The 13,240-nt window shown below is 70.4% G+C and carries 12 protein-coding genes; 9 read left to right on the top strand and 3 right to left on the bottom strand.

The genetic code is table 11. The features are described 5' to 3' along the window. The first annotated feature begins 83 nt into the window (after positions 1-83). From PV419_RS07875 to PV419_RS07865, 3 genes are all read left to right on the top strand, one after another. Positions 84-2,882: a non-ribosomal peptide synthetase gene (locus PV419_RS07875; protein ID WP_319687031.1), complete on the top strand. Its 2,799-nt coding sequence runs from the start codon at positions 84-86 to the stop codon at positions 2,880-2,882. A gap of 61 nt (positions 2,883-2,943) precedes the next feature. After that, the gene (locus tag PV419_RS07870; RefSeq protein ID WP_319687550.1) at positions 2,944-3,897 is read left to right on the top strand and encodes an NAD(P)-dependent oxidoreductase; all 954 of its coding nucleotides are present in this window, start codon (positions 2,944-2,946) and stop codon (positions 3,895-3,897) included. A 32-nt stretch (positions 3,898-3,929) separates the two neighbouring features. After that, positions 3,930-4,340, top strand: a complete 411-nt coding sequence (locus PV419_RS07865) for a nuclear transport factor 2 family protein (protein ID WP_319687029.1) — start codon at positions 3,930-3,932, stop codon at positions 4,338-4,340. A 102-nt stretch (positions 4,341-4,442) separates the two neighbouring features. Here PV419_RS07865 and PV419_RS07860 read toward each other — a convergent pair whose 3' ends face one another. After that, positions 4,443-5,063, bottom strand: a complete 621-nt coding sequence (locus PV419_RS07860; protein ID WP_319687027.1) for a malonic semialdehyde reductase — start codon at positions 5,061-5,063, stop codon at positions 4,443-4,445. Between the two features lie 138 nt (positions 5,064-5,201). Between PV419_RS07860 and PV419_RS07855 the strand changes: the two genes are divergently transcribed. The 4 genes from PV419_RS07855 (at position 5,202) to PV419_RS07840 (ending at position 10,208) form a co-directional block, all read left to right on the top strand. Then, entirely contained in the window at positions 5,202-5,876 is a 675-nt protein-coding gene (locus tag PV419_RS07855; protein WP_319687025.1) for a TetR/AcrR family transcriptional regulator, read from the top strand. Between the two features lie 24 nt (positions 5,877-5,900). Beyond that, on the top strand, positions 5,901-6,716 hold the full coding sequence (locus PV419_RS07850) for an AfsR/SARP family transcriptional regulator (RefSeq protein WP_319687023.1): 816 nt from the start codon (positions 5,901-5,903) through the stop codon (positions 6,714-6,716). Next, positions 6,713-7,891: a hypothetical protein gene (locus PV419_RS07845; protein WP_319687021.1), complete on the top strand. Its 1,179-nt coding sequence runs from the start codon at positions 6,713-6,715 to the stop codon at positions 7,889-7,891. Before PV419_RS07850 ends, PV419_RS07845 begins: the two co-directional genes overlap by 4 nt. A 169-nt stretch (positions 7,892-8,060) precedes the next feature. Beyond that, positions 8,061-10,208 (top strand): hypothetical protein, encoded by a 2,148-nt coding sequence (locus PV419_RS07840; protein ID WP_319687019.1) that lies wholly within the window; start codon positions 8,061-8,063, stop codon positions 10,206-10,208. On the opposite strand, the gene PV419_RS07835 is transcribed toward PV419_RS07840, so the two are convergent. Further along, positions 10,193-10,861 (bottom strand): TetR/AcrR family transcriptional regulator, encoded by a 669-nt coding sequence (locus PV419_RS07835; protein ID WP_319687017.1) that lies wholly within the window; start codon positions 10,859-10,861, stop codon positions 10,193-10,195. The two genes, PV419_RS07840 and PV419_RS07835, sit on opposite strands and share 16 nt — an antisense overlap. Positions 10,862-11,047: 186 nt before the next feature. On the opposite strand from PV419_RS07835, the gene PV419_RS07830 reads away from it, so the two are divergent. Beyond that, complete coding sequence (locus PV419_RS07830) at positions 11,048-11,779, top strand: 3-oxoacyl-ACP reductase family protein (RefSeq protein WP_415925272.1); 732 nt, start codon at positions 11,048-11,050, stop codon at positions 11,777-11,779. A 32-nt stretch (positions 11,780-11,811) separates the two neighbouring features. Here PV419_RS07830 and PV419_RS07825 read toward each other — a convergent pair whose 3' ends face one another. Next, on the bottom strand, positions 11,812-11,994 hold the full coding sequence (locus PV419_RS07825) for a DUF6104 family protein (RefSeq protein WP_089511158.1): 183 nt from the start codon (positions 11,992-11,994) through the stop codon (positions 11,812-11,814). A 196-nt stretch (positions 11,995-12,190) separates the two neighbouring features. Here PV419_RS07825 and PV419_RS07820 point away from each other — a divergent pair, with 196 nt between their 5' ends. Continuing rightward, positions 12,191-13,228 carry a methyltransferase domain-containing protein gene (locus tag PV419_RS07820; RefSeq protein WP_319687008.1) on the top strand — a complete coding sequence of 346 codons (1,038 nt, stop codon included), beginning with the start codon at positions 12,191-12,193 and terminating at the stop codon, positions 13,226-13,228. Positions 13,229-13,240 lie beyond the last annotated feature (12 nt).

The following is a 13,240-nucleotide window of genomic DNA, read 5'->3' as shown; positions in this document are numbered from 1 at the left end:
CTGGCTGGAGAGTCATGGAGTGCGAATGTTCGAGGCTGTTACCTTCAGGGCCTCGGAATCGGGGGGGAAGGGTCAAATGGGTCATGCCGATACAGTCCTTGCAATACTCAACGCCCGAAGACGCCAAAGAACTGCGTTCGGTGGCCCAACTGCTGGTCAGGGCAGCGGTGGAGTACCCCCGTTCGGGGGTAGGTTACTTGCCCGACGGCGCGGAGAGCGAATCCATACGCCAGTCCTATCCGGAGCTTCTCGATTCCGCGCTCCGATTGCTCGCCGGCCTGCGGACCCGCGGGCTGAGGCCGGGCGATAAAGTCGCACTGCTGCTGGATGACCAGAGGGAATTCCTCTCCGTTTTCTGGGCCTGTCTGCTGGGCGGGTTCGTCCCCTGCCCCATGGTGCCGGTGCCGGGTGACCCCGCCCGCTGGGCCGCTGGGCTCGCCCATGTCGACCGGCTGCTCGACCGCCCGCTGCTGGTCACCACCGAGGCGATGCGCGCCGAGCTGCCCGATGTGCCGGGGCTCGCCGTGGCGCCCGTGGAGGGGCTCGGGGGCGGTGAGCCCACGCCGGAGATCCACCGGGCCGCACCGGAAGACCTCGCCCTGCTGGTGCTGACCTCCGGCTCCACCGGACATTCCAAAGCCGTGATGCTCTCCCATGGAAATCTTCTGGCATCCATGGCCGGGAAGGCGGGCAAGCAGCGGCTCTCCGCCGCCGACACCACCTTCAACTGGATTTCCTACGACCATGTCGCGGCGCTTCTCGAAGCGCATATACTGCCGCTTTACGTAGGGGCGAACCAATTGCACGCCCCGGCCTCGGTCATCCTTGAGGAGCCGCTGCGATTCCTGCGCATCGTCTCCCGCCACAAGGTGACAATGACCTTCACCCCGAATTTCCTCCTCGGCCCGCTGAATTCCGCGGCGCAGGGACTCGCCGAGGAAACGGCGTCGGGCGGGGAGGGGCTTGACCTGAGCGCGCTGCGCCACATCGTGAGCGGCGGCGAGGCCAACGTCGTCGCCACCGGTGAGGCGTTCCTCGCCCACTACGCCCCGTACGGGCTGCGGCGGTCCGCGCTCTGGCCCGCCTTCGGCATGACCGAGACCTGCGCCGGCAGCATCTACAACCGCGACTTCCCGGCCGCCGACGCCGGCCAGGAGTTCGCCAACCTCGGCACGCCCGTCGAAGCCCTGACCATCCGGGTGGCCGACGAGGAGCATCGCGCGCTGCCCGCGGGCGAGGTGGGGGAGTTGCAGCTCAGCGGCCCGATGATCACGACGGGCTACTACCGCGACGAGGAGGCCACCCGGGAGGCCTTCACCCCCGACGGCTGGTTCCGCAGCGGCGACCTGGGCCGTATCGACGACGGCCGGCTCACCCTGGTCGGGCGCAGCAAGGACAGCATCATCGTCAACGGCGTCAACTACTTCAGCCATGAGATGGAGGCCGCGCTGGAGCAGTTGGACGGCGTGGCCGGCGGCTATGTCGCGGCCTTCCCGACCCGGCGGCCGGGCAGCGACACCGAGCAGCTGGTGATCGCGGTCAGCCCCGAGGGGGCGGAGGACGACGAGGCGGGCCTGTACCGGCTGCTCACCGCCGTACGCGCCACCGTGGTGATGCACTGGGGGTTCCGGCCCTCCCTCATCCTGCCGCTGCCCAAGGAGGCGTTCCCCAAGACCAGTCTGGGCAAGACGCTGCGCCGGCGGATGCGTACGCGCCTGGAGTCCGGCGGCTTCGACGACGTCATCGCGCGCGTCGCCGAGCTGACCACCCGCAGGCTCGGCGGATACACCGCGCCGGAGGGTGAGACCGAGCGGGTGCTCGCCGAGATCTACGCCGAGATGTTCGACATGGCCCCGGGCGAGGTCAGCGTCACCGCGAGCTTCTTCGACCTCGGCGGGACCTCGCTGGACATCCTGCGGCTGCGGCGCCAGGTGGGCCGCCGCCTGGGCGCCCGGGACCTGCCGATCATCACCGTGCTCACCGCCCCCTCGATACGCCGGCTCGCCGCCCGGCTCGGCGAGGGCGGCTCGGCCGCCGCCGCGGCGTACGACCCGGTGGTCCCGCTGCAGGCCGCCGGCGACAAGACGCCGCTGTTCTGTGTGCACCCCGGCGTCGGCGAGGTCCTGGTCTTCGTCAACCTGGCCAAGTACTTCGTCGGCGACCGGCCCTTCTACGCCCTGCGTGCCCGGGGGTTCAACGAGGGCGAGCGGCCCTTCGAGAGCTTCGAGGAGATGGTCGGCACGTATGTCGACGCCATCCGCGCCACCCAGCCCCACGGCCCGTACGCCGTCGCCGGCTATTCGTACGGCGGCGCCGTGGCCTTCGAGATCGCCAAGGCGCTGGAGGCCCAGGGCGAGCGCGTGGACTTCGTCGGCAGCCTCAACCTCCCGCCGCACATCAAGTCCCGCATGGACGAACTGGACTTCGTCGAGACCGCGACCAATCTCGCGTTCTTCCTCGACCTGATCAACAAGAAGCAGTCCCTCGACCTCCCCGGGCAGCTGCGCGGGCTGCCCAAGGAGGAGCAGCTGGCGCACTTCCTCGAGATCGCCCCGGCCGGCCGGCTGGCCGAGCTCGATCTGGATCTACGAAAGTTCGCCGCCTGGGCCGAGCTCGCCAACGGGCTCACCGACCTCGGCCGCAGCTACACGCCCACCGGCACCACCCGGTCGATGACGGTCTTCTACGCCATCCCGCTGCGCGGCACCAAGGAGGACTGGCTCAACCACGAGCTGCGCAGGTGGGACGAGCACACCACCGAGGCCAACCGCTACGTCGACGTGCCGGGCGAGCACTACACCCTGATGGGGCCCCAGCATGTCGCGGCCTTCCAGGCCATCCTGCGCAGGGAGCTGGACCGCGCCCTGGGTGACGGCACGTAGGCTGCGGCCGACCAAGGCCGGCGAGCAAGGCGAGCTGGGCAAGCAAGAGGAGAAGAGCAGGTTGGAAGGCAAGAAGATCCTGGTCACGGGCGGCAGCGGACAGGTCGGCCGCCCGGTGGCCGAGGCGCTGGCCACCCGCAACGAAGTGTGGTGTCTGGGCCGGTTCGCCACCCCGGGCGTCGAGGAGGAGCTGAGCGCCCGCGGGATCAGGACGTACCGCTGGGACATGAACGACCTCGGCGGCGCCGCGTACGACAGGCTCCCCGACGACTTCACCCACGTCATCCACTCGGCGGTGCGGCGCGGCGAGGACGGTGACTTCAACGCCGCGGCCGAGGTCAATTCCGTCGCCTGCGGCCGGCTGATGACCCACTGCCGCGGCGCGGAGGCGTATCTGTACGTCTCCACCGGCGCGCTCTACAAGCGGCAGACCCTGGACCACCCGTACGCCGAGGACGACCCCGTCGACGGGGTCGCCGACTGGCTGCCCGCCTACCCCGTGGGCAAGATCGCCGCCGAGGGCGCCGTACGGGCCTTCGCGAGCGTGCTGAACCTGCCGACCACCATCGCCCGGCTCAACATCGCGTACGGGCCCGGGGGCTACGGCGGGGTGCCGATGCTCTACTTCAAGCGGATGCTGGCCGGCGAGCCGATACCGGTACCGCTGGAGGGCCAGAACTGGTGCTCGCTGCTGCACACCGACGACCTGGTCGGCCAGGTGCCCAGCCTGTGGGCGGCCGCGTCCGTGCCCGCCACGCTGGTCAACTGGGGCGGCGACGAGCCGGTCGGCATGACCGACTGCGTGCGCTACCTCGAAGAACTCACCGGCGTCGAGGCCAAGCTGGTGCCCAGTGAGGTCACCCGGGAGACCTACCAGTTCAACCCCGCGCGGCGCCTGGAGCTCACCGGCCCCTGCCGGGTGCCGTGGCGCGAGGGGGTGCGGCAGACCCTCGAGGCGCTGTACCCCGAGCACGTCAAGCCGCGCCCGGCCGCTCCCGCTTCCCCTGCCGCCTGATCCGCCGCCCCATCCGAGAAGATACCGAGGAAATGCGAACCACAGTGGCGTCACAGAACATCGAGGCCATCCGGGCGACCTACGCGGGCTTCCGCGACCGGGACGTCGAGGGGATCCTTTCGGGGATGCACCCGGACGTGGAGTGGGTCCACCCGGACGGGATGGCCAAGTACGGCCTCGGCGGCACCAAGCTGGGCCACGCGGGGATCAAGGAGTTCCTCGCCCATGTCCCGACCGTGCTCGGCGGGATGAAGCTCAGCCCCCGGGAGTTCATCGAGCAGGGGGACCGGGTCATCGTCCTCGGCACCCGTGAGGTGACCTCGCGCACCGGCACCACCGCGACCTTGAACTTCCTGCACTCCTGGACGATGCGGGACGGCAAGGCGACGAGGATGGAGGACATCTTCGACACCGTCGCGTTCCATGAGCTGATCGAGAGCTGATCGAGAGCTGAGGCAGAGCCGAGCCAGAGCCGATATTCATCAAAGAGGACCGCCTGCACCCCGCCGTCGGGGCACAGGCGGTCCGCATCCGAGGCGGCTCGATCACACCGTGGTGACGACCTCGTCGTACGTGAGGCGCGGCAGCCGGCCCATCCAGGCGTCGGGCCCCGGCTTGCCGATGTTGACGACGCACACCGCCCGGTGCCGGCCGCCCTCGAAGAACTCCTTGGACACGGCCTCGTGGTCGAAACCGATCATCGGCCCGGCGGCCAGCCCCGCCGCGCGCACGCCCAGGATGAAGTAGCCCACCTGCAGCGCGGTGTTGAACCGTGCGGAGGCCTCGCGGATCCCCGGCTCCGCGAAGATGTCCTGCGGGTTCTCCATGAACGGCACCAGCCGGGGCAACTCCTCGTGAAAGTCCAGGTCCGCCGCGAGGACCGCCACCAGCGGCGCCTTCTCCGTCTTCTCCTGGTTACGCCCCGTCATATGCGACACGAGGCGGGCGCGGGCCTCCTGCGAGCGCACCAGGACCACGCGCAGTGGCTGCTGGTTCATCGACGTGGGTGCGTACTTGACCAGTTCGTAGATGGCGCGGACCTGTTCGTCCGTGACCGGCTCGTCGGTGAACGTGTTGGCCGTACGGGCCTCCAGGAACAGCTGGTTCTGCGCCTCGGGCGCCAGGGTGAGGTGGCGCAGGGCGTCGCTGTTCTCCGGTGCGCTCATGGAGCTCTCTCCTCGTGGGGCGTTGACCGTGATTAATTGGACTGGACCGACTAGTCCAGTGAAGTGATGGAAGGCTAGACTCGCAAGTCCATTGAGGGCAAGAGCGCATCGGAGCCGGTGAGTCAGGAGGACGGAGCCTTGCGGACGGACAGCGCGCCGCGGTCACGCGGCGCCGTGGGCCGGCCGGCGGGCCCTCAGCCCGCCAAGCGACAGGCCATATTGGAGGCGGCCGTCGCCGTCTTTCTGCGCGAGGGATACACCCGGGCGAGCGTGGACGTCATAGCCGACGAGGCCCGGGTCTCCAAGCAGACCGTCTACAACCACTTCGGGGACAAACAGCGGCTGTTCCTCGCGGCCGTCGAGGGTGAACGGGAGCGGGTGGCCGCCCGCTTCACCCCCGGCCTCGACGCCCCGCTCGCCGACGGGGGCGAGGCCAGTGGCGCCACGGACGCCGAGACGGCCCTGGTCTCCTTCGGCCACCGGGTCCTCCGCGTCCTGCTCGACGAGCGCGCCTCCGCGCTGCGCCGCCTGGTCATCTCCGAGGTGGCCCGCCACCCCTCGCTGCGCCCGGCCTGCGCGGACGGCGAGCCCCAGCAGCTCGTGACGTACCTCGTCGACCTGCTCACCCGCCGCACCGAGCGCGGCGAGCTGAGCGTCGACGAGCCGGCCACCGTCGCCCGCCAGTTCGTGGCCCTGCTCGTCCAGCAGGGCCTGCACCAGTCGATGTACGGCACCCGCCCGCTGCCCGGGCACGAAGCCGCGGCCATCTGCGAGAAGGCCGCCGACCTGTTCGTACGCGCGTACCGCAGGTGAATGTGTGAGGAGGTGGCACCACCCATGCATGTGAGCGTCCTCGGACCGCTGACGCTGTGTCACGGCGACCAGTCGGCGGTGCCCAGCGCGATGAAGCCGCGCAAGGTCCTGTCCCTGCTGCTGCTCAACGACGGCCGGATGGTGCCCGTACAGTCCCTGATGACCGAGCTGTGGGGCGAGCGGCCGCCGCGCACCGGGCTGACCACGCTCCAGACGTACGTCCTGCACCTGCGCAAGCTGCTCGCGCAGGCGCTCGGCGTCCCTTCGGCCGCGGTCGCCCGGGACGTGCTGCAGACCAGGCCCGGCGGCTACGCCCTGGAGCTGGGCTACGGCCAGCTCGACGTCCACCGCTACCGCGACCTCGTCGCCGAGGGCGAACACGGGCTGGAGGCCGGCGACGAGCGGGCCGCCGACGCGGCCTTCCGGCAGGCCCTGTCGATCTGGCAGGGCCCCGCCCTGGTCGACGTCGCGCCGCACGGGCGCCCCCTGCAGGCCGAGGTCGCCCGGCTCGAACAGTCCCGGCTCACGGTCACCGAGCGCGGCATCGAGACCCGGCTGCGGCTCGGCGGCCACCAGGAGGCGCTGAGCGACCTGGCCTCCCTCGTCGTCGAGCACCGCTTCCACGAGGGCATGCACGGCCACTACATGCTCGCCCTCCACCGCTCCGGCCAGCGCACCCGCGCCCTCGCGGTCTACCAGCGGCTGCGCCTCGCCATGACGGAGGAGCTGGGGCTCGAACCGTCGGCGAAGCTGCAGCGCCTGCAGCAGGCGGTGCTCGCGTCCGACCCCCGGCTGGACTACGAGGCGGGGGCGCCCGGGCGGGGCCCGGTGGTGGCGTGAGCGGCGATCTGCTCCCCGTCCTGTGGCTGTGCGGCCCGCCAGGGGTCGGGAAGACCACGGTCGGCTGGGAGATCTACCGCGAGCTCGGACGGGCCGGGGCCGGCTATGTGGACGTCGACCAGTTGGGCATGTGCTTTCCCGAGCCGGCGGCGGACCCGGGCCGCTATCTGATGCAGGCGCGCAACGTCGGCGCGGTGGTGGACACCTTCCGGGCCGCCGGCGCGCGGTGTGTCGTCGTGTCCGGTGTCGTGGACACCGCCCACGGCGTCCACGCCGACCGGATCCCGGGCGCCGCGCTGACCGTATGCCGACTGCGCGTCGGCCACGACGAGCTGACGCGGCGCTTCCTCGGGCGTACGGGGTCGACCGTGGTCATGGCGGACGCGCTGCGGGACGCCGAGGCCATGGACGCGAGCGATGTCGCCGGCGTGTGCGTGGAGACCAGCGGTCTGTCGGTGCCCGAGGTGGCGCGGCGGGTGCGGGAGCGCGCCGGCGGATGGCCGGTCCTGGCCGCCCCCGAACATCCCTCCCTGGCTGGCGAGGTGCCGGCTCCCGTCCCCGGCGAGGGCTCGGTCCTGTGGCTGTGCGGGGCGACCGGCGTCGGGAAGTCGACGGTCGGCTTCACGCTCTTCCAAAGGGCCCTGAGGGCCGGACACATGGCGGCGTACCTCGACCTCGACCAGATCGGCTTCTGTGCCCCCGCCCCGGCCGACGACCCCGGCAACCACCGGGTGAAGGCCCGCAACCTGGCCGCCGTATGGCAGACGTACCGCGCGGCGGGGGCGCGGTGCCTCACGGTCGTCGGCCAGGCCGAGGACGAGTCCGCCATCAGGACGTACACCGACGCGCTGGCCCCGGCCACCGTGACGCTCTGCCGGCTCCACGCCGGGCGCGAGCAGCTGACGCGGCGAATCCTGAGCCGCAGAGACGGCGGCAGCTGGGCGCAGCCGGGCGACCCGCTGAAGGGGCGGCCCACCGCGCGGCTGCTCCAGGTCGCCGACGCGGCGACGGCCGACGCCGAGGCGCTGGACCGCGCCGCCCTGGGGGACCTGCGCGTCGACACCGACGGGTGCACCGTCGAGGAGGTCGCCGAGGCGGTCGCCGCTGCCGCTGTCCGCCTCAGATCGTCCTCAAGCTTCTGGTCTTCGAACCAGGGGTGTACGCGGCGCTGCTAGCTTCATAGGGTGCAATCGCCGAATGTGGCGTTCCACTTGATAACTGGCCACGGGGGAATCATGCATTTCATCCCGCTCGCTCCATATTCGCAAGACACGCCCTCCCCGTTCCCGTCGCGCGCATCGAAGAACCGCTGAAGGGGAACTTGTGCTCACGTACCACCAGGTCATGACCATCGACCTGTCCCTCCTTGAGACGGCCGCCACCAAGTGGGACGAGGCCGCCAAGAAGTTCGAAGCGGTACAGAAGATCTACGACAGCAAGGTCAAGTCGGTCGGGCTCGACGGGTCCTGGACCGGTTGGTCACAGCTGGTCGCGGGCACCAACATGCAGGTGACCGACCAGCAGTTCACCGCGGCTCCGAAGGAAGCCCGCGCCATCGCCTCGATCCTGCGGGACGCGCACGCCCAGTTCGTGGAGCTGCGCGGGAAGGTGAAGTCGGCCGTCGCGGACGCGGTGAAGGCCGGAATGAAGGTCTCGGACACCGGGACCGCGAGTTACGACTTCTCGAAGGTCAGTGCCTCCGAGGCGAATGCCGTGCGGTACCAGGCGAAGGTGCACGAAGCCGAGGTGTCGTGGACCCGGCTCATCCAGGAGGCGGTCAAGGCGGTCGACGACGCCGACCAGGGCGTGAAGCTCGCGCTCAAGGCGGCCGTGGCGGATCCCAACCCCGTCGATGCCGCCGCCAACGGATTCAACGGCAAGGCGGAAGGCGACATCGAGAAGGTCGAGGGCGAGGAAGCCAAGGAGCTCGCGACCAAGCTCAACTCCGACGGCAAGCTCAGCGACAAGGAACTGGCCGAGTTCCAGCGGCTGGTCCGGGACAACCAGCACGACAAGGTGTTCAGCCAGACGTTCCTGGACGGCGTGGGCCTCAAGGGCACCATCCAGCTGAACAACAAGTTCAACAGCCTCGCCAAGGGCGACGACGAGAAGGACTTCCGCGCCCTCCAGGAAGGCGTGGCCACCTCCCTGGCCACCGCGACGCAGTCGCCCTCCGATCCCTTCTACAAGAAGTGGCGCGAGGGGCTGCGCAAGGTGGGCGACGACAACTTCGGCAAGAACACGAACCCGCTCTACGGCTATCAGTCGTTCGTCAATCTGATGACGCATGGCAAGAACTACGGCAAGCAGTTCCTGCACGACGTCGGCAACGACATCATCGCGTTGGAGAAGAGCGACAAGCTCGGCAGCGGCAGGTGGACCCAGTGGGGCGCCGGCCACAAGGACGTAGCGACCGACCCGCTCGACAGCCTGCTGGGCATCATGGGCAGGCAGCCCGACGTCGCGACGTCCTTCCTCGATCCCGGTACGGACGGCAAGGCCGACAACTTGACGTATCTACTCAAGGATCGTGAGTGGCCGAAGCAGAGCACGGCCCACGCGGGAGGGGTCTTCAACATGGACCTCCCCGGAAGCCGCCTGGGCCTGGGGGCGGCGCTGGAGGCGGGGGCCACCGGAAACGTCCCCGGCACGGATTACAAGCTCGGCTATCACACCGATGCCGAGGCCCGCATCATGCGCGACACCATCAAGATCCTGGACGAGGGTCGGCACGGGGCCGATCTGCACCCGAACCTGCGGTCCAGTATGGCCGGCATGCTCGTCGACTACACGCCGGAAACCCACGAGATCCTGACCCGCACGGGTATGTACATGGACAAGGACGGGGTGTGGAACGACGGCACGAGCGACCCCAAGGACGCCCATATGTCCGTCTCAAGGGAGAGCCTGACCCGCATCATGCGCGGTGTGGCGGAAGACGGTCAGGCGTTCCGCGAGATGTACGACGCCGAGAGCTTCTACTCCGCCGGGACGCTGTCCCAGACGGACTTCAACAACCCCAATGACCGCGCCGCGGCCATTGAGGGGGCATCCTCCGTCTTCGGTTTCTACGACGGTCTCAGCTCTGATATCGCCCGCGACAAGAAGGACGACGCCGTTTCCTGGGCCAACCACGTCCAGACGGGCGAATTCGTCGTCACCGGCGGCCTCCAGGCCGGTGCCGGCGCCGGTGCCTCGCTCGCCGGCAAGGGCCCGGGCATCGGATTCGCCACGGACGTCGCCTACCGCATTCTTTACGCGGGCACCTACGACTGGAAGGAAGACCAGATCGCCCAGGCAACGCAGGCGGCCGCGGCGGATACGGAGTATCACTTCACCACCGGCCAGAAGCAGGTGAACGCCCTGGCCGCGGGCTGGGCCAAGGAGAACGGCCACGGCCCCGACAGCGGGCTGTCGCGGCACCTCATCGGCTCCGGACAGGAACGCTATGACAGCGCGCGGACGGAAGCGCTCATCTACCTGGACGGCTGAGCCGGGAGCTTGGCCCCGGGCCCGGCCCCGGGTTCGGGCTCGGCCCCGGCCCCGGGCTCGGCGTGTTCCCATGGCAGTTGGGTGAGGGCCAGGCCGACCAGGCGCTCCAGGTCGGCGCGGTCGGCGCCGTACGCGGCCTGGACGGCCATGCCCTCGGTGAGGGCGAAGACGTACCGCGCGGCGTCCTTCGGGTCGACGCCGGCGGGGAGGTCGCCGGACAGACGGGCCCGCTCGAAGCGCTCGGTCAGCATGACCTCGCCCGCCTGGCGCCGGGTGCGCACATCGGCCTTCACCTCGCTCGCGGCGTCCCCGGTGACCAGCGCGCCATGGACGAGGAGGCACCCGGCCGGGGTGGCCGTCCCGGTCGTGGCCTCGACCGCGCCCCTGAGCCACCGGCTGACGACCTCGCGGACGGTGCCGGCCTCCAGGGCCTTGGCGCCGTACGAGAAGACCGTGTCGGCGTAGTGGTCGAGCACCCGTTTGAACAGGCCCGCCTTGGAGTCGAAGGCGGCGTAGATGCTGCCTGCCTTGAGGCCGGTGGCGGCGCACAGGTCCGCCATCGTGGTGCCCTCGTAGCCCTTGGCCCAGAAGACGGCGACCGCCGCTGACAGCGCGTCGTCGATGTCGAACTCGCGGGGCCGTCCCTTCGCCATGGCGGTGACCCTCCTGACTTTTTAAGCGCACGTTCAAGATATCAGTTGCGCGGTCCCCGTGGGCGTGACATCTTGAATGCACATTCAAGAAATGAGGGGGCGAGTCCGATGGCACAGGCGGCACAGGCGGCAGCACGGGTTGTGAGCGATTACTTTTCGGGTGCGCGGGCTTCGGGTGTGCGGAGGCTGAGCGGCAAGGTGGCGCTCGTCACCGGCGGTTCGCGGGGGATCGGCGAGGGCATCGCGCGCCGGCTCGCCGAGGAGGGCGCCACGGTCGCGGTGACCTTCAACGCCTCGGCAGATCGGGCGGAGGCCCTGGTCAAGACGGTGATCGCGGACGGCGGGCAGGCGATGGCGGTACGGGCCGACGCCGCGGACCGCGCGGCGCTGCGGTCCGCCGTCACCGAGGTCGTCGAGAGGTTCGGGCGGCTGGACATTCTGGTCAACAACGCCGGGGTGGGCGTCATGCGGCCGATCGAGGAGATGACCGACGCGGACTACGACCACGTCGCCGACGTGAACCTGCGCGCCGTCTTCACCGTCACCCAGGAGGCGCTGCGCCACATCGGCGACGGCGGCCGCGTCATCACCATCGGCAGCGTCAACGCCGAACGCGTCCCCTTCGCCGGGGGCAGCCTCTACGCGCTGACCAAGGCCGGGGTGGCGGGCTTCACCCGCGGTCTGGCCCGTGAGGTCGGGGCCCGCGGCATCACCGTCAACAACGTCCAGCCCGGCCCGGTGGACACCGACATGAACCCGGCCGACGGGCCGTGGGCGGAGGCCGCCCTCCCGCACCTCGCGGTGGGCCGGTACGGCACGGCCGACGAGGTGGCCGGCCTCGTCGCCTACCTGGCGGGACCGGAGGCCGGGTACATCACGGGCGCCACGATCAACGTCGACGGCGGCTACACGGCCTGAGCGGGCGGTGGTGGGGCTCCTCGACTACTCGGCTAGTCCTCGTCGTCTTCGTCGTCGAGCCGGGCCAGCCAGGTCGCGAGCCGCTCCACGGGGACCTCGAAGTCCGGGTTCAGGTCCACGAACGTGCGCAGCTGCTCGGCGAGCCACTCGAAGGTGATCTCCTCCTCGCCGCGCCGCTTCTCCAGCTCCTCGATGCCGCGGTCGGTGAAGTACAAGGGGGCGCTCCGGGTCGGGTTGAGAGGGTCTGCGGGTGCGGATGGGTGGTGCGTACGGGTGGTGCGTACGGGTGGTGCGTACGGGCCCAGGATAGAGCGGCCAGGGCCCCCTTCCGTGAATACTACGCATCACGTAGTACGCACCGCGTAGCATGGAGATCGCGGCGTGCCCGTTCGCCGGAGCCGAGGAGCCCCCATGCGTACCAACGACGCCCAGATGCTGGTGCTCTGCACCCTGGCAGACGGGCCCCTGCACGGCTACGCCATCAACGCGGCCATCGAGAAGCTGTCGGGCGGACGCCTCGGCCCCGGCAGCCTCTACGGAGCCCTGTCGCGGCTGGAGGCCAAGGAGCTGATCGAGCCCCTGGCCGGGGAGGGCCGCCAGCGCCCGGTGCGGCTCACGGCCAAAGGGCGCGAGGTGCTGGAACGGGAGCTGAGGTCCATGGCCGAGGTCACGGACCGGATGTTCGAGGTGGCCGTTCCCGACCGGATCGGCTATCTCGACCGGCTGGCCGGGACCGACCACGCCCGCTCGTACAAACAGGTCATGCTCGACGCGCTGGACGCCCGTCCCGGCCACACCGCGCTCGACCTCGGCTGCGGCCCCGGCACCGATCTGGCCGCCCTCGCCGGGGCGGTCACCCCGACCGGGACGGTGCTCGGCATCGACGCCGACCCCGAGATGGTGGACCGGGCCCGTGAGCGTACGGCGGACCTCCCCGCGGTGGACGTACGGCTCGGCGACGCCCATGCCCTCCCCCTCGCGGACGCGAGCGTCGACCGCGCCCGCACCGACCGCACCCTCCAGCACGTCACGGACCCCGCCCAGGTCCTTGCCGAGGCGCGGCGCGTGCTGCGGCCGGGCGGGCGGCTGGCCATGGGCGAGCCCGACTGGGACTCGCTGGCCATCGACCACCCCGACCCCGAGATCTCCCGCGCGTACACCCGCCACATCACCGACCGGATCGTCCGCAACGCCGTCATCGGCCGCCAGTTGCCCCGGCTCGCGACGGAGGCCGGCTTCGCGGTCCCGTCGGTCGTCCCGGTCACCTCCGTCTTCCGGGACGCCCAGGCGGCCGACCGGATCCTCGGCTTCCAGCGCAACGCGGAGCGCGCGGCGGCGGCCGGATACCTCAGCGCGGACGCGGCGCGGCGGTTTCTCGACCACCTCGCCGCAGGGCCGTTCTTCGCGGCGGTGACGCTCTATGTGGTGGTAGCGGAGGCGGGCTCGTAGCCCTCGCCCCTG

This window comes from Streptomyces sp. ME19-01-6 (assembly GCF_033793745.1).
GTDB lineage: Bacteria > Actinomycetota > Actinomycetes > Streptomycetales > Streptomycetaceae > Streptomyces.
Note: the sequence above shows the minus strand (reverse complement) of the source record. Positions and strands in the feature narration are given on the sequence as shown.